Origin of the sequence: Pseudomonas sp. DD1, from assembly GCF_044510355.1 — a bacterium.
GTDB classification, from domain to species: Bacteria; Pseudomonadota; Gammaproteobacteria; order Pseudomonadales; family Pseudomonadaceae; genus Aquipseudomonas; species Aquipseudomonas shahriarae.
The window spans coordinates 39,541-60,583 of sequence record NZ_MSAJ01000010.1; the positions used below are offsets into that span (position 1 = coordinate 39,541).

The 21,043-nt window shown below is 60.4% G+C and carries 15 protein-coding genes; 10 read left to right on the forward strand and 5 right to left on the reverse strand.

Annotation, left to right across the window (positions count from 1 at the left end; genetic code table 11):
• Positions 1-282 precede the first annotated feature (282 nt).
• From tig to PSFL_RS07720, 6 genes are all read left to right on the forward strand, one after another.
• Entirely contained in the window at positions 283-1,593 is a 1,311-nt protein-coding gene (gene tig, locus PSFL_RS07695; protein ID WP_397469863.1) for a trigger factor, read from the forward strand.
• Positions 1,594-1,685: 92 nt separating this feature from the next.
• The gene (clpP, locus tag PSFL_RS07700) at positions 1,686-2,321 is read left to right on the forward strand and encodes an ATP-dependent Clp endopeptidase proteolytic subunit ClpP (protein WP_029298421.1); all 636 of its coding nucleotides are present in this window, start codon (positions 1,686-1,688) and stop codon (positions 2,319-2,321) included.
• Positions 2,322-2,433: 112 nt separating this feature from the next.
• Positions 2,434-3,717, forward strand: a complete 1,284-nt coding sequence (gene clpX, locus PSFL_RS07705; RefSeq protein WP_029298419.1) for an ATP-dependent Clp protease ATP-binding subunit ClpX — start codon at positions 2,434-2,436, stop codon at positions 3,715-3,717.
• 160 nt (positions 3,718-3,877) lie between these two features.
• Complete coding sequence (lon, locus tag PSFL_RS07710; protein WP_169990353.1) at positions 3,878-6,274, forward strand: endopeptidase La; 2,397 nt, start codon at positions 3,878-3,880, stop codon at positions 6,272-6,274.
• 146 nt (positions 6,275-6,420) lie between these two features.
• Positions 6,421-6,693: an HU family DNA-binding protein gene (locus PSFL_RS07715; RefSeq protein WP_003174819.1), complete on the forward strand. Its 273-nt coding sequence runs from the start codon at positions 6,421-6,423 to the stop codon at positions 6,691-6,693.
• Between the two features lie 229 nt (positions 6,694-6,922).
• Positions 6,923-8,794: a SurA N-terminal domain-containing protein gene (locus PSFL_RS07720; protein ID WP_397469864.1), complete on the forward strand. Its 1,872-nt coding sequence runs from the start codon at positions 6,923-6,925 to the stop codon at positions 8,792-8,794.
• Between the two features lie 63 nt (positions 8,795-8,857).
• Here PSFL_RS07720 and PSFL_RS07725 read toward each other — a convergent pair whose 3' ends face one another.
• Positions 8,858-10,033, reverse strand: coding sequence for an MFS transporter (locus tag PSFL_RS07725; protein ID WP_397469865.1), 1,176 nt, complete (start codon positions 10,031-10,033; stop codon positions 8,858-8,860).
• A 126-nt stretch (positions 10,034-10,159) separates the two neighbouring features.
• On the opposite strand from PSFL_RS07725, the gene PSFL_RS07730 reads away from it, so the two are divergent.
• Together PSFL_RS07730 and PSFL_RS07735 are read left to right on the forward strand one after the other, a co-directional pair.
• Complete coding sequence (locus PSFL_RS07730; RefSeq protein WP_170060584.1) at positions 10,160-11,104, forward strand: LysR family transcriptional regulator; 945 nt, start codon at positions 10,160-10,162, stop codon at positions 11,102-11,104.
• A 44-nt stretch (positions 11,105-11,148) separates the two neighbouring features.
• The gene (locus PSFL_RS07735) at positions 11,149-11,946 is read left to right on the forward strand and encodes a DUF2242 domain-containing protein (RefSeq protein WP_170045431.1); all 798 of its coding nucleotides are present in this window, start codon (positions 11,149-11,151) and stop codon (positions 11,944-11,946) included.
• Here PSFL_RS07735 and aceE read toward each other — a convergent pair whose 3' ends face one another.
• Positions 11,947-14,607, reverse strand: a complete 2,661-nt coding sequence (gene aceE / locus PSFL_RS07740) for a pyruvate dehydrogenase (acetyl-transferring), homodimeric type (protein ID WP_397469866.1) — start codon at positions 14,605-14,607, stop codon at positions 11,947-11,949.
• Positions 14,608-14,762: 155 nt separating this feature from the next.
• Here aceE and PSFL_RS07745 point away from each other — a divergent pair, with 155 nt between their 5' ends.
• Entirely contained in the window at positions 14,763-15,242 is a 480-nt protein-coding gene (locus tag PSFL_RS07745; RefSeq protein WP_057441509.1) for a MarR family winged helix-turn-helix transcriptional regulator, read from the forward strand.
• An 18-nt stretch (positions 15,243-15,260) separates the two neighbouring features.
• Here the strand turns inward: PSFL_RS07745 and PSFL_RS07750 are convergent, their stop codons facing one another.
• The 3 genes from PSFL_RS07750 to PSFL_RS07760 form a co-directional block, all read right to left on the reverse strand.
• Positions 15,261-16,283: a transketolase-like TK C-terminal-containing protein gene (locus tag PSFL_RS07750; protein WP_271043695.1), complete on the reverse strand. Its 1,023-nt coding sequence runs from the start codon at positions 16,281-16,283 to the stop codon at positions 15,261-15,263.
• A 328-nt stretch (positions 16,284-16,611) separates the two neighbouring features.
• The gene (locus PSFL_RS07755; RefSeq protein ID WP_198818088.1) at positions 16,612-17,652 is read right to left on the reverse strand and encodes an AraC family transcriptional regulator; all 1,041 of its coding nucleotides are present in this window, start codon (positions 17,650-17,652) and stop codon (positions 16,612-16,614) included.
• A gap of 4 nt (positions 17,653-17,656) precedes the next feature.
• Complete coding sequence (locus tag PSFL_RS07760) at positions 17,657-18,787, reverse strand: carbon-nitrogen hydrolase family protein (RefSeq protein WP_397469867.1); 1,131 nt, start codon at positions 18,785-18,787, stop codon at positions 17,657-17,659.
• A 211-nt stretch (positions 18,788-18,998) separates the two neighbouring features.
• On the opposite strand from PSFL_RS07760, the gene PSFL_RS07765 reads away from it, so the two are divergent.
• The gene (locus tag PSFL_RS07765) at positions 18,999-21,038 is read left to right on the forward strand and encodes an NADPH-dependent 2,4-dienoyl-CoA reductase (protein WP_115128504.1); all 2,040 of its coding nucleotides are present in this window, start codon (positions 18,999-19,001) and stop codon (positions 21,036-21,038) included.
• The last annotated feature ends 5 nt before the right edge of the window (positions 21,039-21,043 follow it).

Sequence of the window (21,043 nt, forward strand, 5' to 3'; positions counted from 1 at the left end):
GATGATGCCGAACTACCCGCCGGCCTTGCGTGCAAGGTCGGCTGTCAGGGAGATGGTCGCTGGCTGCTTCTATATATAGAAGGGTTGGCACAGAGCCCTGGCGTGATTGGCTGTATTTGTCACTGGGGCGAGGAGCATTCGTGCATTCGTACCTGTAAATTGCCTGCTGTTTTTTTACCCGTTTTCAGTAGGGTGACTTCTTGAGTTTGACCCACTAGAATGCATGCCCTTGATTCTTGGGTCGGAAACGGCCGGCTAACGTCTGTGCAACGAGGAATATCCATGCAAGTTTCTGTTGAAAATACTACTGCTCTCGAGCGCCGCATGAGCATCACCGTGCCGGCAGAGCGCATCGAGACCGCGGTCAACAAGCGTCTGCAGCAGACTGCCCAGAAGGCCAAGATCGCTGGTTTCCGTCCAGGCAAAGTGCCGATGAGCGAAATCAAGCGCCGTTTTGGTGCTGATGCACGTCAAGATGCTGTCGGTGACGTGATCCAGGCTTCCTTCTACGAAGCGGTTGTCGAGCAAAAGCTGAACCCGGCTGGCTCGCCTTCCATCGAGCCTAAGTCCCTGGAAGCTGGCAAGGACCTGGAATACGTTGCTGTATTCGAAGTGTTCCCGGAGTTCACCGTTGCTGGCTTCGAAGGTATCGAAATCGAGCGCCTGAGCGCCGAAGTGGCCGACGCCGACCTGGACAACATGCTGGAAATCCTGCGCAAGCAGAACACCCGCTTTGAAGTGGCCGATCGCGCTGCCCAGAACGAAGACCAGTTGAACATTGACTTCGTGGGCAAGGTTGACGGCGAAGTGTTCGCTGGCGGCTCGGCCAAGGGCACCCAGTTGGTACTGGGCTCCAACCGCATGATCCCGGGTTTCGAAGACGGTCTGGTTGGCGCTAAAGCCGGCGAAGAGCGCGTTCTGAGCCTGACTTTCCCTGCTGACTACCAGAACCTGGACCTGGCTGGCAAAGCCGCCGAGTTCACTGTGACCGTCAACAGTGTTTCCGAGCCTAAGCTGCCAGAACTGAACGAAGAGTTCTTCGCCCAGTTCGGTATCAAGGAAACCGGTATCGAAGGTTTCCGCGCCGAAGTTCGCAAGAACATGGAGCGTGAGCTGCGCCAGGCCATCAAGTCCAAGGTCAAGAACCAGGTTATGGACGGTCTGCTGGCCTCCAACCCGATCGAAGTGCCTAAGGCCCTGCTGTCCAACGAAGTGGATCGCCTGCGCGTACAAGCTGTTCAGCAGTTTGGTGGCAACATCAAGCCTGACCAACTGCCGGCCGAGCTGTTCGAAGAGCAAGCCAAGCGCCGCGTTGTGCTGGGTCTGATCGTGGCTGAAGTGGTCAAGCAGTTCGACCTCAAGCCAGACGAAGATCGCGTTCGCGAAATGATCCAGGAAATGGCTTCGGCCTACCAGGAGCCTGAGCAGGTCGTGGCTTGGTACTACAAGAATGACCAGCAGCTGAACGAAGTCCGTTCGGTTGTGCTGGAAGAACAAGTTGTGGATACTGTTCTGCAGAAGGCTAAGGTGACCGACAAAGCGGTCTCTTACGAAGAAGCAGTCAAGCCGGCAGAAGCAGCACAAGCCGACTGATTGTCCAACTCGTTTGAAAATACACCCATAAGCCAGCCTCGCGCTGGCTTATGCGTATTCAAGACATGACTATTTGGGAGTAACTGCAGAGCATGTTCCGTAATTCGTATATTCAGCAGAACTCTGATATCCAGGCCGCAGGCGGCCTGGTCCCGATGGTTGTCGAGCAATCTGCTCGTGGCGAACGCGCCTACGACATCTATTCGCGCCTGCTCAAGGAGCGAGTGATCTTTCTGGTTGGTCCGGTAGAGGACTACATGGCCAACCTGATCTGTGCGCAACTGCTGTTCCTTGAAGCGGAAAACCCGGACAAGGACATCCATCTTTACATCAACTCCCCAGGCGGTTCGGTGACAGCCGGCATGTCGATCTACGACACCATGCAGTTCATCAAGCCGAACGTGTCCACCACTTGCATTGGCCAGGCCTGCAGCATGGGTGCATTCCTGCTGACAGCCGGTGCTGAAGGCAAGCGTTTCTGCCTGCCTAACTCGCGTGTGATGATTCACCAGCCACTGGGCGGTTTCCAGGGCCAGGCGTCGGACATCGAAATCCACGCCAAGGAAATCCTGTTTATCCGTGAGCGCCTCAACACGCTGATGGCCAAGCACAGCGGGCACACCCTGGAAGAAATCGAGCGCGACACTAACCGCGACAACTTCATGAGTGCCGAAGCCGCACGTGAATACGGGCTGATCGACGCCGTGATCGACAAGCGCCCCGCTTAATATAAGCAGCTCAAAATAGGCCTGGTCGGCATGTCCGACCACCGGCGGGCTTGAAAAAGCCCGCATAAGCCTTCATCTTGTGTTGCAAGCCTATCGGATTTGGATCGAACGAATGACTGACACCCGCAACGGCGAGGACAACGGCAAGCTGCTCTATTGCTCCTTCTGTGGCAAAAGCCAGCATGAAGTGCGCAAATTGATTGCCGGCCCCTCGGTCTTTATCTGCGACGAGTGCGTCGACCTGTGCAATGACATCATCCGTGAGGAGGTGCAGGAGGCACAGGCCGAGAGCAGCGCGCATAAATTGCCTTCGCCTAAAGAAATCAGCGGCATCCTTGATCAGTACGTGATTGGTCAAGAGCGTGCAAAGAAGGTTCTGGCCGTAGCGGTGTACAACCACTACAAGCGCTTGAACCAGCGTGACAAGAAAGGTGATGAGGTCGAACTCGGCAAGAGCAACATCCTGCTGATCGGTCCTACAGGCTCGGGTAAAACCCTGCTTGCAGAAACCCTCGCTCGCCTGCTGAACGTTCCCTTCACCATCGCCGACGCTACCACCCTCACCGAGGCGGGTTACGTGGGTGAAGATGTCGAGAACATCATTCAGAAACTGCTGCAGAAGTGCGATTACGACGTAGAGAAGGCCCAGATGGGTATTGTCTATATCGATGAAATCGACAAGATTTCGCGCAAGTCTGACAACCCGTCGATCACCCGGGATGTTTCCGGTGAAGGCGTGCAGCAAGCCCTGCTGAAGCTGATTGAAGGCACGGTCGCTTCCGTACCGCCCCAAGGCGGCCGCAAGCACCCGCAGCAGGAATTCCTGCAGGTTGATACGCGTAACATCCTGTTTATCTGTGGCGGTGCGTTCTCCGGCCTGGAAAAGGTTATTCAAAACCGTTCCACCCGTGGCGGCATCGGTTTCAGTGCAGAAGTGCGCAGCAAGGAAGAAGGCAAGAAGGTGGGCGAGTCCCTGCGTGAAGTCGAGCCTGACGATCTGGTCAAGTTCGGTCTGATCCCGGAGTTCGTTGGCCGTCTGCCGGTCCTGGCGACGTTGGACGAGCTGGATGAGGCTGCTCTGATTCAGATCCTCACCGAGCCGAAAAACGCCCTGACCAAGCAATACGCCAAGCTGTTCGAAATGGAAGGTGTAGACCTCGAGTTCCGTGCTGATGCGCTTAAATCGGTGGCCAAGCGGGCACTGGAGCGCAAGACCGGTGCACGCGGTTTGCGTTCGATTCTCGAAGGCGTATTGCTCGACACCATGTACGAAATCCCCTCGCAGTCCGAGGTGAGTAAAGTGGTGATCGACGAAAGCGTTATAGAAGGTAAGTCCAAGCCACTGTATATCTACGAAAACAGTGAGCCGGCTGCCAAGGCTGCGCCAGACGCGTAAGCGTTTCGCAGTTTCGGTACAAACAAGGGGCCTCTAGGGGCCCCTTTGTTTTGCATAGGAATTTTTACTGTGTGTAACTGCCAGCATTGAGCTTGTTTTTTTTACACGCAGCCCCCATCTTGGTTTCAAGCTTACTTTCATCTGTCATAGAGGCGAAATCATGAAGACAACCATTGAATTGCCTCTCCTGCCATTGCGTGATGTGGTTGTGTATCCGCACATGGTTATCCCGCTGTTCGTGGGGCGCGAGAAGTCTATCGAAGCCCTCGAGGCCGCGATGACGGGCGACAAGCAGATCCTGCTGTTGGCCCAGAGAAATCCGGCTGACGACGATCCAGGCGAAGAAGCCCTGTATCGCGTCGGCACTATTGCTACCGTTCTGCAATTGCTCAAGCTGCCAGATGGCACCGTCAAGGTGCTGGTCGAGGGCGAGCAGCGCGGTGCGGTCGAGCGCTTCATGGAGGTGGATGGCCACCTGCGTGCAGAAGTGGCGTTGATCGACGAAGTCGATGCGCCTGAGCGTGAATCCGAAGTTTTTGTACGCAGCCTGCTGTCCCAGTTCGAGCAATACGTGCAACTGGGCAAAAAAGTCCCGGCTGAGGTCCTGTCCTCCCTCAACAGCATTGATGAGCCAAGCCGCCTGGTCGACACCATGGCCGCGCACATGGCGCTGAAGATCGAGCAGAAGCAGGACATCCTCGAAATCATCGACCTGTCGACCCGGGTCGAGCACGTCTTGGCCCTGCTGGATGCCGAGATCGACCTGCTGCAGGTTGAGAAACGCATTCGCGGTCGCGTGAAGAAGCAGATGGAGCGTAGCCAGCGCGAGTACTACCTGAATGAGCAGATGAAGGCCATTCAGAAAGAGCTCGGCGACGGCGAAGAAGGCCACAACGAGATCGAAGAGCTGAAAAAGCGCATCGACGCCGCTGGCTTGCCTAAAGACGCGCTGACCAAAGCCACCGCCGAGTTGAACAAACTCAAGCAAATGTCGCCGATGTCCGCCGAAGCCACCGTGGTTCGTTCCTACATCGACTGGCTGGTGCAGGTGCCGTGGAAAGCCCAGACCAAGGTGCGCCTGGACCTGGCGCGTGCCGAAGATATCCTCGATGCTGACCACTATGGCCTCGAAGAGGTCAAGGAACGCATCCTCGAATACCTCGCCGTGCAAAAGCGTGTGAAGAAGATTCGTGGCCCGGTATTGTGCCTGGTCGGTCCTCCTGGCGTGGGTAAAACCTCCCTGGCCGAGTCGATCGCCAATGCCACCAACCGCAAATTCGTGCGCATGGCCCTCGGTGGTGTGCGTGATGAAGCGGAAATTCGCGGTCATCGCCGGACTTACATCGGTTCGATGCCGGGAAGATTGATTCAAAAGATGACAAAGGTTGGCGTACGCAACCCACTGTTCCTGCTCGATGAAATCGACAAAATGGGCAGCGACATGCGTGGCGATCCGGCATCGGCCTTGCTCGAAGTGCTCGACCCCGAGCAGAACCACAATTTCAACGACCATTACCTGGAAGTCGACTACGACCTGTCCGACGTAATGTTCCTGTGCACCTCCAACTCTATGAACATCCCGCCGGCGTTGCTGGACCGGATGGAAGTGATTCGTCTGCCGGGTTACACCGAAGACGAGAAGATCAATATCGCCGTCAAATACCTCGCGCCCAAGCAGATTTCGGCCAATGGCCTGAAGAAGGGCGAGATCGAATTCGACGTCGAGTCGATCCGCGACATCATTCGTTACTACACCCGCGAAGCCGGTGTACGGGGCCTTGAGCGCCAGTTGGCGAAGATCTGCCGTAAGGCGGTCAAGGAACACGCCCTGGAAAAACGCTTCTCTGTGAAGGTCACCGCCGATGCTCTGGAACACTTCCTGGGCGTGCGTAAATTCCGCTACGGCCTGGCCGAGCAGCAGGATCAGGTAGGGCAGGTGACTGGCCTGGCGTGGACCCAGGTGGGCGGCGAATTGCTGACCATCGAAGCGGCGGTTATCCCTGGCAAAGGTCAATTGATCAAGACCGGTTCCCTGGGTGACGTGATGGTCGAATCCATCACTGCCGCGCAGACCGTGGTGCGCAGCCGCGCACGCAGCCTGGGGATCCCCCTGGACTTCCACGAGAAGCACGACACCCACATCCACATGCCGGAAGGGGCTACCCCCAAAGACGGCCCCAGCGCTGGCGTAGGCATGTGCACGGCCCTGGTATCGGCCCTGACCGGCATCCCGGTGCGCGCCGATGTCGCCATGACCGGGGAAATCACCCTGCGCGGCCAGGTATTGGCCATTGGTGGCCTGAAGGAAAAGTTGCTGGCGGCCCACCGTGGTGGCATCAAGACGGTGATCATTCCGGAAGAGAATGTTCGCGACTTGAAGGAAATTCCTGACAACATTAAGCAGGATCTGCAGATTAAACCGGTTAAATGGATTGACGAGGTCCTGCAAATTGCGCTGCAATACGCGCCGGAGCCCTTGCCAGATGTGGCTCCGGAGATAGTCGCGAAGGACGAAAAACGCGAGACTGACTCTAAGGAAAGAATTAGCACGCATTAATACGTTTAAGCCTGGTGGCTTCCTTGACAGCTTTTTAGAGCCCTTGTTATAAAGCGGCTCTTAAGTGTCTGTAGGCCATTCAGCACTGGTTTTTGCTTTCACCAAAAAACTTAGAATCATACTCAATAGATATAAGGGGACTTAGAGTGAACAAGTCGGAACTGATTGATGCTATCGCTGCATCTGCTGATATCCCGAAAGCCGCTGCTGGCCGTGCGCTGGACGCAGTAATCGAATCCGTCACTGGCGCTCTCAAGGCCGGCGACTCCGTGGTACTGGTAGGTTTCGGTACTTTTTCTGTGACCGATCGCCCAGCTCGCACTGGCCGTAACCCACAGACTGGCAAAGCACTGCAAATCGCTGCTGCCAAGAAACCAGGTTTCAAAGCCGGTAAAGCCCTGAAAGAAGCCGTTAACTAAGCTTCGTTCAAGCCTTTGCCTATCCGGGCTGGACGCTGGTCTGGCCTGGCAGCGGAGCGGCAACTGACCCGAGTATCCATCGGGTCGCTACGCCGGGGGGCGGGTTCAATACCCGTCCGTTCCGCCAGTTACGAGAAGGCGCATCCTCGGATGCGCCTTTCTTCTATCCGGATTCTACCCACGCTCCACGGTTGCCTAATTTTGAAGTTCAACCGTTTCTGGGGGACGCATGCTGCAGAATATCAGGGACAATTCACAAGGCTGGATTGCCAAGACCATTATCGGCCTCATCGTTGTATTGATGGCTTTCACCGGTATCGAGGCCATTTTCCAGGCCACGACCAACAGCCAGGACGCGGCCAAGGTCAACGGTGAAGAAATCAGTCAAAACGAGCTGAGCCAGGCCGTCGACATGCAACGTCGGCAGCTGATGCAACAACTGGGCAAGGACTTCGATGCGTCCTTGCTGGATGAAAAAATGCTGCGCGAAGCGGCCCTCAAGGGCCTGATCGAGCGCAAGCTGCTGCTGCAAGGCGCGGCGGATTCGAAGTTCTCCTTCTCGGAAGCTGCACTGGACCAAGTGATCCTGCAGACCCCGGAGTTCCAGGAAGACGGCAAGTTCAGCGCTGAGCGCTTTGACCAGGTGATCCGTCAACTGGGCTACAGCCGTATGCAATTCCGTCAGATGCTGACCCAGGAAATGCTGATCGGCCAACTGCGTGCAGGCATTGCCGGCAGCGGTTTTGTCACCGATCAGGAAGTCCTGAACTTTGCGCGCCTGGAAAAACAGACCCGTGATTTCGCCACCGTCAGCGTCAAGGCCGACCCGGCCGCAGTGAAACTCACTGACGACGAGGTCAAGGCTTATTACGACCAGCACGCCAAGGAGTTCATGACCCCGGACCAGGTCGTCATCGACTACCTGGAGCTGAAGAAGGCTTCGTTCTTCGACCAGGTAACGGTCAACGACGATGAGCTGCAGGCCCTGTACGAGAAAGAAACCGCCAACCTCGCTGAACAGCGTCGTGCCGCGCACATTCTGATCGAAGTCAACGACAAGGTGACCGAGGCCCAGGCCAAGGCCAAGATCGACGAAGTCCAGGCACGCCTGGCCAAGGGCGAAAGCTTCGAGGCCCTGGCCAAGGAGTTCTCCCAGGATCCGGGCTCGGCCAACAACGGCGGCGATCTGGGTTTTGCAGGCCCTGGCGTCTACGATCCTGAGTTCGAAAGCGCCCTGTACGGCTTGAACCAGGACCAGGTCTCGGCACCGGTACGTTCCAGCTTCGGCTGGCACCTGATCAAGCTGCTGGGTGTTGAAGCGCCAGAAGTGCCATCGTTCGCCAGCCTGAAAGACAAGCTGACCCGCGAGCTGAAGACCCAGCAAGTGGAGCAGCGCTTCGTCGAGGCGACCAAGCAACTGGAAGACGCGGCATTCGAAGCCTCCGACCTGGCCCAGCCAGCTTCGGACCTGAAACTGACCGTGCACACCTCGGCGCCGTTTGGCCGTGAAGGTGGCGAAGGCATCACGGCCAACCGTGCCGTGATCCAGGCAGCTTTCAGCCCTGAAGTGCTGGATGAGGGTGCCAACAGCACCGCCATCGAACTGGATCCGGAAACCATCGTAGTCCTGCGCGCCAAGGAGCACCGCAAGCCGGAGCAACTGCCGCTGGAAAGCGTGGCGACCGCCATCCGTGCCCAGATGACCAAGGAGCGTGCAAGCGCTGCGGCGAAGGCTCACGCTGACGAGCTGATCGCCAGCCTGCGCGATGGCAAGCTGGCGTTGGACAAGCCGGTTGATGGTCAGGCCTGGAAAGTCACTGAAGCGGCCACCCGTGGCCAGGAAGGCGTTGAGCCTGCCGTACTGCAGGCACTGTTCCGCATGGCCAAGCCTGTTGCTAAAGACAAGCCGACCTTTGCTGACGTGACCCTGCGTGATGGCAGCTTGATGATCGTGCGCTTGAACAGCGTCACCGAAGGGGCTGCGCCAACCGAAGAGGAGAAGGAGCAGTATCGTCGCTTCCTCGCTTCGCGCGTCGGCCAGCAAGACTTCGCTGCGTTCCGCAAGGAACTGGAAGCCAAGGCTGACATCAAGCGCTTCTGATGCTGTGATCGCGTCTCAAAAAAAGACCCCGGCCTGAAACCGGGGTCTTTTTTTGCCTGTTTGTCAGGTGCGGCGAGGCTGTAGGGGGGTGATCAATGCCAGCGTAGCCAAGGCGGCAACGACCCAGGGAAACCACATGACGCCCCATCCCTGAAGCAGTATGCCGCCCAGCAGCCCACCGCCGGCAATCCCCAGGTTCCACACCGTCACCAGCATCGACTGGGCTGCATCCGCCGAGTCACCGGCCGATTTGGCCAGCGCGGTTTGCAGCAAGGCAGGCAAGCCGCCAAATGCCAGGCCCCAGATGGCGACTGACAGGTAGACGACCTCGGTAGAGGCGATCCACAGCCCCAGGGCCAATGCCGCAGCGGCAAACAGCGTGCAACTGATCACCAGCAAGACCTGCAGCAGGCGGTCAATCAACAGGCCGACGATCCAGATTCCCATCAACGCGGCCAGGCCAAATACCAGCAACACCCGGTCGATGTCGGCGCTAAGCCCGGCGGGCACCAGGAACGGCGCGATATAGGTGTACAGAATGTTGTGCGCCAGCACGTAGGTAAAGGTCACCCACAGCACCGGACGCACCCCCGGCAAACGCAGGACCTGGCGCAAGCCCAGGCGCTGTTGCGCACGTTGCCCGGCAAAGTCCGGCACCTGCCAGCGCACCCACGCCAGTAGCAGCACCGTCAGCCCGGTCATGATCGCAAAGCTCAAGCGCCAACCCACTGCAGTGCCCAGAAACGTTCCAGCAGGTACTCCAAGGGATAACGCCAGGGGCGCGCCCAGCATTGCCACGGCAATCGCCCGGCCCTGTAGGTGCGGCGCCACCATGCGGCTGGCATATCCTGCCAGCAGTGCCCAGAGCAAACCCGCGAACACCCCGGCCAACAGCCGTGCGACCAGGGTCAGCCAATACACGCTTGATAGTGCCGTGACACTGTTGACTAGCGCGAAGCCACCAATGGCTAGCATCAGCAAGGGGCGGCGGCGCCAGCCACGGGTGGCGATGGTCAGGGGGATGGCGGCCAGCAACGAGCCGAGGGCATACAGCGTGACGAGCTGGCCGACCAGCGCCTCGCTCACCCCGAGGCCGGCGCTCATCTGGGGCAGCAGACCTGCGGGCATCGCCTCGGTGAGGATGGTGATGAAGCCGGCGGTGGCCAGCGCCAGCAAGCCCGCCATGGGCAGGCGTTCGCGCTGGCTGGGCAGGCATTGCGGTGTACTGCAGTCATTCATGTGGCTCGGCTCCGTATTCAAGGCATCAGGACATCGGGGCAGAGTAGGGGGCTGAACCACTTGGAAAAATGGGCTAAGGTTCCGAACTTATCGGACGTTTATGTCCGTAATTCGCAGGAAGTGACAATGGACAGTCTGGGCAGTATGTCGGTGTTTGTGCAGGTCGCGGAGACCCGCAGCTTTACCCAGGCCGGTCGGCTGCTGGGGGTGTCGTCCTCGGCTGTGGGCAAAAGCATTGCGCGCATGGAGCAGCGTCTGGGGGTGCGGCTGTTCCATCGCAGTACCCGCAGTATCACGCTGACGGCCGAGGGCGCGCTGTTTCTCGAGCGTTCGCGGCGGATCCTGGCCGAGGTTGAAGCGGCCGAGCAGGAGTTGACTGAAGCAGCGACCACCCCCCGAGGCAAATTGCGCATCAGCTTGCCCCAGGTCAGGGGCCTGTTGATGCCGGTGCTGACCGAGTTTATGCGGGCCTATCCAGAGATTGAGCTGGACGTGGATTTTTCCGACCGCATGGTGGATGTGATCGAGGAAGGCTTCGACGCTGTGGTGCGCACCGGCAAGCCCGAGGACTCGCGGCTGTCGGCGCGGCTGCTGGGGCACTATCGGTTGGTGCTGGTGGGAGCGCCGCAGTACTTCGCCTTACACGGCGTACCGGCCTGTCCTACGGACCTCAACCATCATGCCTGCCTGCGTCACAAGTTTTGCGCCACCGGCAAGCTGGAGAGCTGGCCCCTGCGCCATTTACCCGGCGAACCCGAGCCGGTGCTGCGTGCACCGTTGGTCAGCACTACCATCGAGTCGCTAAAGCACGTAGTGCACGAAGGCCTGGGGATTGCCTGCCTGCCGGACTTCATGGTCCGCGTATCCGTCGAGCAGGGCCGCCTGCAGCGGGTGCTGGACGATTACCTGGAGCACAGTGGCAGCTTCTGGATGCTCTGGCCGTCGAGCCGACATGCCTCGGCCAAACTGCGGGTGTTTATCGATCATATGAGCGCCAGGCTTTTTCCTGCACCGCGCGTCGAGCCGGCCAGTGACGTTTTACCGACAGGAATCCGCGCGCGCACCCGGTGATCTGTTGCACAATACCGCCCTGACCGTTTTCCTCAGGATGATCAATGTCGACTTCATTTCACTTGCGTGGCCTTGCGCTCGCGCTGGTGCTGGCAGGCGCCACGGGCTGCTCGTCGCCCAAGACCGCTATCTACGAACATGAGAATTTCGACGATTCCGGTACGTTTTCGCGCAATTACCCGGTCAGCGATGTCGCGGCCTGCGAAGCGGCACGCCGGGCGTTGCTCAGCCAGGGCTACATCATCACCAGCAGCGACCCGAAGCTGGTGAGTGGTAACAAAAGTTTCCAGCAGACCGGCGAGACCCATCTGCAGATCAGCTTCAACGTGGTGTGTGCCGAAGATGGCAGCGGCGAGCATCATGCGACGATGTTTGCCAACGCCCTGCAGGATCGCTACGCGCTGAAGAAGGTCAACAACTCCGCCAGCCTGGGGGTGGGCGTGCTGGGTTCGGTGTCGATGCCGATTGGCTCCACCGACGACTCGATGGTCAAGGTGGCCAGCGAGACCGTCACCTCACCCAAATTCTATGACCGCTACTTTGCCTTGGTGGACGTGTTCCTGCCTCAGGAAGTGAAGGCCGCCGAACACATTCCCGAAGCGCCCAAGGCCGATCTCGGCGTGCCGGAGCCCAAGCCCGCGCCGGTGGTGGACAAGGTGCAAGCGCCGCAGGAAGCGCCGGCCATGCCTGTCGCACCGCCCGTCTCGGAGCCGCTTGCACCACCGGTGGAAGCCACGCCGATTGCGCCAGAGGCAGTACCGGCAGAAGTGCCAGCGCCGACTGCGCCTGTGCTGCCGCCACCGACAGAGACCATCCCGCCGCTGCCGGCCAACGGGCAGTAACTAGACGCCGGCCGGGTCGGCTTTATCGACGTCGATCCCGTAGCGGCTGATCGCCTCGCCGACTTTGGTGCGGCTGATCAGGCCGTCATCAGCCAGGGCCTTCAATGTCGCCAAGACGATGAAATGGCGGTCCACCTCGAAGAACTCGCGCAGCGCTTCACGGGTATCGGACTGGCCAAAACCGTCAGTGCCCAGCGCGACAAAGCGCCTGCCTGTGACGAATGGGCGAATCTGATCGGCGAAGATCTTCATGTAGTCGGTGGCAATCACCACCGGCCCCGGGTGGTCCGCCAGGCATTGCTCCACGTAGCTGGTGCGTGGCTCGTCCTCGGGGTGCAAGAGGTTCCAGCGCTCCACCCCAAGGCCCTCACGGCGCAGTTCGGTGAGGCTGGTAACACTCCAGACGTCACTGTCCACGGCAAAGTCCTCACGCAGCAAATCTGCGGCGGCGATCACTTCGCGCAGGATCGAGCCACTGCCCATCAGTTGCACCTGGGCTTGCTGGCCCGCCTTCAGTCGATACATGCCCTTGAGAATTCCATCCTCGACACCTTCGGGCATGGCCGGGTGCGGGTAGTTTTCATTGAGCAGGGTGATGTAGTAGTAAATGTCCTCCTGTTCGACGTACATGCGCCGCATGCCCTCGCGGATGATTACCGCAAGCTCGTAGGCAAAGGTTGGGTCGTAGGACACGCAGCAAGGAACCACCGAGGCCAGCACATGGCTATGCCCATCATCGTGCTGTAAGCCTTCGCCCATCAGTGTGGTGCGCCCGGCGGTGGCCCCCAGCAGGAAGCCACGGGCCCGCGCATCGCCTGCGGCCCAGGCCAGGTCGCCGACACGCTGGAAACCGAACATCGAGTAGAAAATATAGAAGGGCAGCGTCATCAGGCCGTGGTTGGCGTAGGACGTGCTGGCAGCGATCCACGAAGAAAACGCGCCGGACTCATTCAGGCCCTCCTGTAGGATCTGCCCGTCTTTGCTCTCTTTGTAGTAGCTCAGTTGCCCGGCGTCCTGCGGGGTGTAGAGCTGACCCACGGCAGAATGAATACCGATCTGGCGGAACAGGCTTTCCATGCCAAAGGTGCGCGATTCGTCCGGCACAATCGGCACGATCAACTTGCCGATGTTCGGGTCTTTCAGCAGGGCGCCGAGGATGCGCACGAAGGCCATGGTAGTGGAAATGGCACGCTCGCCAGTGTCTTTGAGTTGGGTGGCAAACGCTTCGAGCGGCGGCACTTGCAGGGCCGGTACCGAACTGTGCCGGGCAGGAACATAACCGCCCAGGGCCTGGCGCCGCGCGGCAAAGTAACGGCCTTCTTCGCTGTCGGCAGCGGGCTTGAGATAGGGGATTTCAGCCAGTTGGTCGTCAGCCACCTCCAGGCCGAACCGGTCGCGGAACGCCTTGACGGCCTCGGCGCCCATTTTCTTGAGTTGGTGATTGATGTTCTGGCCTTCGCCAGCCTCGCCCATGCCAAAACCCTTGACGGTTTTCGCCAGGATCACCGTAGGTTGCCCGGTATGGCGGACCGCGGCGGCATAAGCGTTGTAGACCTTGTCGGGGTCATGGCCGCCCCGTGAGAGCTTCCAGATATCGTCGTCGGAAAGATCCTCCACCAGTGCCAGCAACTCCGGGTATTTGCCGAAGAAGTGTTCGCGCACGTAGGCACCGTTTTGCGACTTGTAGTTCTGATAGTCGCCATCCACGCATTCCATCATGCGTTGGCGCAGCAGGCCGCTGCGGTCCTTGGCCAGCAGGGCATCCCAGCCACCGCCCCAGATGACTTTGATCACGTTCCAGCCGGCAGCGCGATACAGGCTTTCGAATTCCTGGATGACTTTGGCGTTGCCACGTACCGGGCCGTCGAGGCGTTGCAGGTTGCAGTTGACCACGAAGATCAGGTTATCCAGTTTCTCGCGCCCCGCCAGGGAGATCGCCGCCAGGGATTCCGGCTGGTCCATCTCGCCATCCCCCAGGAACGCCCAAACCTTGCGCCCCGCCTCAGGCTTGAGGGAGCGCAGGTCCAGATAGCGCATGAATCGCGCCTGATAGGCCGCAGTGATCGGCCCCAGGCCCATGGACACGGTAGGAAACTGCCAGAAGTCCGGCATCAGGCGGGGGTGGGGATAGGACGACAGGCCCTGGCCGCCGGCCTCGCGGCGGAAGTTATCGAGTTGTGCTTCGTCGATGCGCCCTTCGAGGTAGGCGCGCCCGTAGATGCCTGGCGAGGAGTGCCCCTGGATATACACCAGGTCGCCGGCGAAGGTCTCGGTTCGACCACGGAAGAAATGGTCAAAGCCTACGTCGTAGAGTACCGCGGCCGACGCATAGGTGGCGATATGCCCGCCCACGCCCGAGTGTTTACCGGCGCGCAAGACCATGGCCATGGCGTTCCAGCGGATAAACGCATTGAGCCGGCGTTCGATTGCCAGGTTGCCGGGGTATGGCAGTTGCCGGTCCACCGCGATGGTGTTGACGTAGGGGGTGGTGACCCGCCCATGGAAGTCGCCATGTCGCGCTACGTCGAAATCCAGCAACTGATCGATCAGGTAATGGGCGCGGGGGCGACCTTCGGTGGACAGCACCGATTCGATGGACTCCAGCCATTCGCGGGTTTCCTGTGGATCGTCGTCGAGTCTTACTGCGTTGTTCGCGTTCATGTGAGGCTCCAGGTGTGCGGATACCAGCGTGCGGTTTCCTTGTGGGAAGGTGATTCGGCACGCTGCAAAAGTAATTGCAATTGCAACTACATGCCTGAATTTAGCGCGGGATGCGCTACCATTGCAACCTTCTCGAATTCCCCGGATGGTGTTGCATGTCGTCGAAAGAGCCTGATGTCTGGTTCCGTTTTGTCAGGGCCCACAGGACAGTCATCCGTGAAATCGAACGGCGCCTGGCCCTGGCCGACCTGCCGCCATACGCCTGGTACGATGCCCTGTGGGGCCTGGAAAGCGGTCCTGATGGCACTCGGCGCATGCATGAATTGGCCGATGTGCTGGCGATCGAGCGCTACAACCTGACGCGATTGGTGGACCGCCTGGAAAAGGACGGCCTGGTGGTGCGCTCACGCTGCGAAGGTGACGGGCGCGCCGCGTTTGCCTCGATCACCGATGAGGGCCGGGTGTTGCGTAAAAAGATGTGGGGCATCTACGAAAGTACTGTGGATGAACTGTTCCTCTCGCAACTCGACGCCGAGCAACGCCAGGGCTTTGCCGATGCGCTGGAGCGCACGGCCGGGCTGGCGATGCAGGCCAGTGTGCAGACCCGGGGACGGCGCAGGCCTGAAACACCATAGGCAAGGGCATGCTCTTGCTCATTTGAGGGCGTACTGTTGCAGCGCGCGCTCCACTTGTCGCACCTCGATCCGTCCCTCGTCTGCCAGCGCCTTCAGGGCCAGCACGGCAATCCAGTAGCGGTCAGGTGCCGTCGGTTGGACTGAGCCGGCCCCCAGCGCGACAAAGCGTGCATCCACATGGGCCGCCAACGGGTCGACGATGGACTGCGGATAGCCGGTGACAGCGATCACCGGGCTGTGGTGGCCCGCCAGGCAATCGCGCAAGTGGCAGCTACGCTTTTCGGCCAGAGGGTGCAGGCGGTTCCAGCGCTCGGCGGCGCGTGCTTCCCGCGCCAGCCGGGTGTAGCTGGGGCAGCTCCATAACTGCGCCGATACGTTCCAGTCGGTCTCCAGCAGCCTTGCTGCATGCAGGACTTCTTCAAGTGCGCGGCCAGCCCCCAGCAAGCGCACGTGCAATTCGCCGGGTGGCTCGCGCCCGATCCGATACATCCCCTTGATTGCATCCTGTCGGTCCTGTGGCGCCAGTCCAGGTCCGTCGTCCTGGTCATGCAGGGCCAGGTAGTAAAATCCGGGCCTGCCGTCGACATACAGCGCGTGCAAACCCGCCAGCACAATCGCTCGGGTTTCGTCGCCGGAGGCTGGATCGTATGGGGTGCACTGCGGGTTGCTGGCCAGCCATAGCGCAAGTGAAGGGTGCGCGCCGTGGCGCCCGGAGGCGGGGCGGGTGTGGATGTCGTTGCACAGAATCCCGCGTTGATCGGTGCCCTGGCAGAGGGCACGCAACTGCGCCGATGAAGTGGCGTTATGTAGGTACAGCAGTGGTTTTTCCCCGGTATTACGCGCAAACCAGGTGGGCCAGGCGGTAATGCGCCTGGAGTGGGATTGGCCGCGAATGACCCAGGCTTGCCGGCGTGTCGCCGGGTGGAACTCCAGGGTGTTGGCCATGGCCATCACTGTATACAGGGGCGAGCTGCGGGGTGGTTGTTGATCGTTGAGGGTGTCGATGCAGATTCGTGCGGATTGCGCAGTGCTGGCAGTCATGAGTCACGTCCCATGGCAATGGAGCGCATCACCCTACTGGAAGTTGATATATGATTGCAATTGCAATGATTGCAGTTGCATTTAAATCGCTCGGTTAAATCCGCGCCTGGCTGCTGCGTTTAATCTTCAAGCGCAGGAACGTCATGCCCCTGTCTTTTTTTCGTCATGACGGCACTTTACGCTGGTGATGCAGGTCACTTAAGCCACCTGCTTTGATTAAACAAGGAGTCGACGATGGACGATTATCAAGAAGAGCTGCTGGAATACCAGGCCTTTGAACTGGACCCTTCGCACCCGGCCGACGACGCCACCGAGCTGTAGGCAGGCGTCAGGCGGAATGCCGCTGACTGCGGCGAAATTCCCCTGGGGTCTGGCTGTTCCAGCGCTTGAAGGCCCGTTGAAAGGCTTCCGCTGAGGCGAAACCGAGCAAGTAGGCAATTTCCCCAAACGCCAGTTCGGTATCGCGAATGTAGGTCATGGCCAGGTCGCGACGGGTGTCGTTGAGAATGGCGCGAAACTGCGTGCCTTCCTCGGCCAGTTTGCGGCGCAAGGTCCAGGTCGGCAGTTTCAGGCGTGCCGCCACTTCTTCCAGGTCGGGTTCCCGGCCACCATTGAGCATCGGCCCCAGCAAACGTGTGATGCGCTCGCGCAGGCTGCGGGTGCGGGTCAGTTGTTCCAATTCCCGTTCACACAGTTGCAGCAGCAAGTGCCAGGTACTGGGGCAGTGCTGCGGGTTGCGCAGGCCAAGGCTGTGCTGGCTCAGGCGCAGTTGATTGAGTTCGGCGCCGAACTGGATCGGGCAATCTCCCAGCACGGTGTAGCTTGCGCTGTAGTCCGGCGCGGCGAATTCGATTTCGATCCGCTCGGCCAATACAGGCTGCTGGCACAAGGTCGCCATCTGCTGCAGCCAACCGGCCAGAATCGAGTCCACCACGAAGCGGTTATAGGCGTTGTAGGGGCTGATGGAATAGAAACGCAGCCAGGCACCCTGGGCGTCTTCATGAAAGCTCGACTGGCCACGGTAGTTGGCGCCGTACAGGGCCTCGAAGCGCGTCAGGGTGCGCGCCGCTTCGCGCACGTTGGGCGCCTGGGCGGCGGTGACGCCGGCCAGGCCAAGTTGATTCATGCGGCTCAACTGGCCCATGCGCAGGCCCAGGCTGGGGTCGCCGGTCAGTTGGATGGCTGCATGGCCCAGGCGCATATAGCGTGGGATAGACAGGCGCGCGCCGGGCTCATTCAAGCGCGCCGGGTCCAGGCCGTACTGCAACAGCAGCGGCTGCGGGTCCAGGCCATGGCTGAGGATGGCGTCGGCCAGGGTATGCACGATGCCCACCGATAAGTCCCCGAGGCGCATCGGTGCCGGTTTCATGGGCTTACAGCCACACGTTCAGCAGGCGCGCACCACGCGCGTTGCTGTCGGCGAAAACTTGGCCCTGGGCACTGAGAAAGCTCTGGCCGCTGGTGCCCTGGTCCCAGAATTGCCCGCGCATGAATACGCTCATGCCCGCACCCGCGAGGCTGATGGGAGGCTGGCTGATCAGGCTCAGACGATGCCAGGCTTCGCCTTCACTGAGCTCTTCGGGCTTGAGGCTGACTTCCGGGGGCGTGGACACGCTCTTGAAGCCGCGCCATGGCTTGTCCCAGGTGTCGCGGCCAATCACCAGTGCCGGCACGGCCACCAATTGCGCACCTTGTTCGTTGAGCTTGCGGTAGTTGTCGGGGTACCAGCTGTCGCTGCCGATCAGGATGCCCAGGCGCCCGGCCGGGGTGTCGATCACGCTGATCGCGTTCTCGTCGCCCGGGGCGATAAAGCCGCGCTCATCGAAGATCGGGTAGAGCTGGCGCTGGGGTTGGCCCAACGGCAAGCCGTCGCGGTCGAACACCAGGCTGGTGTTGTACAGCGCGCCATGACCGACCTGCAATTGGCCCTGGCTGACGCTCGGGTTGGGCAGGGCGATGGAGCCGGCCACCAGGGTCACTCCGAACTCTTTGGCCAGACCGCCAAACAGCACCTGGTAATCACGGGCCATGGCCGGCGCCTTCATGCGCAGGTAGGCATCGTCCAGGCGGTTATCGCCCTGGGCACTGATCAGTGCGCGCAGGAACAGCAACGGATTGCTTGCCGACAGCCAGTTCATCGCCTCTTTCAGGCTGGTGGCCTGATACAGCTGGTTTTTTTCGCCACTGACCATCAACCAGGTGCCGACGTGCTCCGGCAGGACCACGATGGTTTTGTCGTTGATCAGGCCCATGCCCCGGGCATTGCGCAGGTAGGCCGAGAGCTTCAGGTGCAGGCGTTCCAGGCTCTGGTAGTCAGCGGGGAACAGCTCCGGCTGGATGCCCAGCAGGTTGCCGTGATCGGCGGGAGTGCCCTCGTTCACCGCCAGGTTGATCCGCAGGTCCGACAGGTAATGCCCCACGGGGCGCTCCTGGGTCCAGACCAGATAGGCGGAAACGGCGGCGACCAGGGCCATGGTCAGGGTCAAAGCAAGTAATTTACGCATGGGGGAACAGACAACAGGCCGTGTGCAGGGTTCGCCCCTAGGGTAGGGCCCGTCGTCCCGCTTGCCAAGGGGCGCTGCACATTTGGATCAATAAGTTGTCAGTTTCAGTCATTGAGCGCTAAGGGCGGGGCTCTTAGTCTGTGGGACATAAACCGATGGCCGGCCATTCGAGCCTGCCACGTCCCGTGATGATCCGTTGTGGAGCTGTACCATGACCGCTGCTGCCTACCCGCACCTGCTGGCCCCGTTGGACCTGGGTTTTACCACCTTGCGCAACCGTACCCTGATGGGGTCGATGCACACCGGCCTTGAAGAAAAGCCCGGCGGCTTCGAGCGCATGGCCGCGTATTTCGCCGAGCGTGCCCGAGGCGGCGTGGGCCTGATGGTCACCGGCGGTATCGGCCCGAACGATGAAGGCGGGGTGTACTCCGGGGCAGCCAAGCTGACCACTGAAGCCGAAGCGCTGAAGCACAAGATCGTCACCCAGGCCGTACACGAGGCGGGCGGCAAGATCTGCATGCAGATCCTTCACGCCGGGCGTTATGCCTACAGCCCCAAGCAGGTTGCGCCGAGTGCGATCCAGGCGCCGATCAACCCGTTCAAGCCCAAAGAGCTGGACGAGGAAGGCATCGAGAAGCAGATCAGCGACTTTGTCACCTGCTCTCTGCTGGCCCAGGTCGCCGAGTACGACGGCGTCGAAATCATGGGTTCCGAAGGTTATTTCATTAACCAATTCCTCGCCGCCCACACCAACCATCGCACCGATCGCTGGGGTGGCGCCTACGAAAACCGTATGCGTTTGCCGGTGGAAATCGTGCGCCGGGTGCGCGAAGCCGTCGGGCCGAATTTCATCATCATCTTCCGCCTGTCGATGCTCGACCTGGTGGAAGGCGGCAGCACCTGGGAAGAAATCGTGCAGTTGGCCAAGGCCATCGAGCAGGCGGGCGCGACGATTATCAATACCGGTATCGGCTGGCATGAAGCACGCATCCCGACCATCGCCACCAAGGTGCCGCGCGGCGCGTTCAGTAAAGTCACGGCCAAGCTGCGTGGCGCGGTGCAGATCCCGTTGATCACCACCAACCGTATCAACACCCCGGAAGTGGCCGAGCAGATCCTCGCCGAGGGCGATGCGGACATGGTGTCCATGGCGCGGCCGTTCCTCGCCGACCCGGAGTTCGTCAACAAGGCCGCCGCTGGCCGGGCCGACGAGATCAATACCTGCATCGGCTGCAACCAGGCCTGCCTGGACCACACCTTCGGTGGCAAATTGACCACCTGCCTGGTCAACCCGCGCGCCTGCTACGAGACCGAGCTCAATTACCTGCCGGTCCAGCAGATCAAGAAAATCGCCGTGGTCGGTGCCGGCCCAGCCGGCCTGGCTGCTGCCACCGTGGCGGCGGAGCGCGGCCATCAGGTGACCCTGTTCGACTCGGCCAGCGAGATCGGTGGCCAGTTCAACGTGGCCAAACGCGTGCCGGGCAAGGAAGAATTTTTTGAAACCCTGCGTTACTTCAAGCGCAAGCTGCAGACCACCCATGTCGAACTGTGCCTCAACACCCGGGTCGATGTAGCGCAACTGGTGGCCGGCGGTTATGACGAGATCATTCTCGCCACCGGTATCGCGCCGCGTACCCCGGCGATTCCTGGCGTGGAAAACCCCAAGGTGCTCAGCTACCTGGACGTGCTTCTGCAGCGCAAACCGGTGGGCAAGCGCGTGGCGGTGATCGGCGCCGGTGGTATCGGCTTTGACGTGTCGGAGTTCCTTGTGCACCAGGGCGTGTCCACCAGCCTGGACCGCGAAGCGTTCTGGAAGGAGTGGGGCATCGACACCCTCCTGCAGGCGCGCGGTGGCGTGGCCGGGATCAAGGCCCAGCCCCATGCCCCGGCGCGTGAGGTGTACTTGCTGCAGCGCAAGGCTTCCAAGGTTGGCGACGGCCTGGGCAAGACCACCGGCTGGATCCACCGTACCGGCCTGAAGAACAAAAAAGTGCAGATGCTCAATAGCGTCGAGTACCTGAAGATCGACGACGCCGGCCTGCATATCCGGATCGGCGCCGAGGGCGAGCCCCAGGTGCTGGCGGTGGACAATATCGTCATCTGCGCCGGCCAAGACCCGTTGCGCGAGTTGCAGGACGGCCTGGTCGCCGCTGGCCAGAACGTGCACCTGATCGGGGGGGCGGACGTGGCTGCCGAGTTGGACGCCAAGCGCGCCATCAACCAGGGCTCGCGCCTCGCCGCCGAGCTGTAAGGCGA

What these genes read in the sequence shown, in the direction of transcription:
- PSFL_RS07735 (WP_170045431.1), top strand. Translation starts at nt 11,149, where the DNA reads ATGTCGACTTCATTTCACTTGCGTGGCCTTGCGCTCGCGCTGGTGCTG.
- PSFL_RS07750 (WP_271043695.1), bottom strand. Translation starts at nt 16,283, where the DNA reads ATGACTGCCAGCACTGCGCAATCCGCACGAATCTGCATCGACACCCTC.
- PSFL_RS07755 (WP_198818088.1), bottom strand. Translation starts at nt 17,652, where the DNA reads ATGAAACCGGCACCGATGCGCCTCGGGGACTTATCGGTGGGCATCGTG.
- PSFL_RS07760 (WP_397469867.1), bottom strand. Translation starts at nt 18,787, where the DNA reads ATGCGTAAATTACTTGCTTTGACCCTGACCATGGCCCTGGTCGCCGCC.
- aceE (WP_397469866.1), bottom strand. Translation starts at nt 14,607, where the DNA reads ATGAACGCGAACAACGCAGTAAGACTCGACGACGATCCACAGGAAACC.
- PSFL_RS07725 (WP_397469865.1), bottom strand. Translation starts at nt 10,033, where the DNA reads ATGAATGACTGCAGTACACCGCAATGCCTGCCCAGCCAGCGCGAACGC.
- PSFL_RS07730 (WP_170060584.1), top strand. Translation starts at nt 10,160, where the DNA reads ATGGACAGTCTGGGCAGTATGTCGGTGTTTGTGCAGGTCGCGGAGACC.
- PSFL_RS07765 (WP_115128504.1), top strand. Translation starts at nt 18,999, where the DNA reads ATGACCGCTGCTGCCTACCCGCACCTGCTGGCCCCGTTGGACCTGGGT.
- clpP (WP_029298421.1), top strand. Translation starts at nt 1,686, where the DNA reads ATGTTCCGTAATTCGTATATTCAGCAGAACTCTGATATCCAGGCCGCA.
- clpX (WP_029298419.1), top strand. Translation starts at nt 2,434, where the DNA reads ATGACTGACACCCGCAACGGCGAGGACAACGGCAAGCTGCTCTATTGC.
- PSFL_RS07720 (WP_397469864.1), top strand. Translation starts at nt 6,923, where the DNA reads ATGCTGCAGAATATCAGGGACAATTCACAAGGCTGGATTGCCAAGACC.
- lon (WP_169990353.1), top strand. Translation starts at nt 3,878, where the DNA reads ATGAAGACAACCATTGAATTGCCTCTCCTGCCATTGCGTGATGTGGTT.
- tig (WP_397469863.1), top strand. Translation starts at nt 283, where the DNA reads ATGCAAGTTTCTGTTGAAAATACTACTGCTCTCGAGCGCCGCATGAGC.
- PSFL_RS07745 (WP_057441509.1), top strand. Translation starts at nt 14,763, where the DNA reads ATGTCGTCGAAAGAGCCTGATGTCTGGTTCCGTTTTGTCAGGGCCCAC.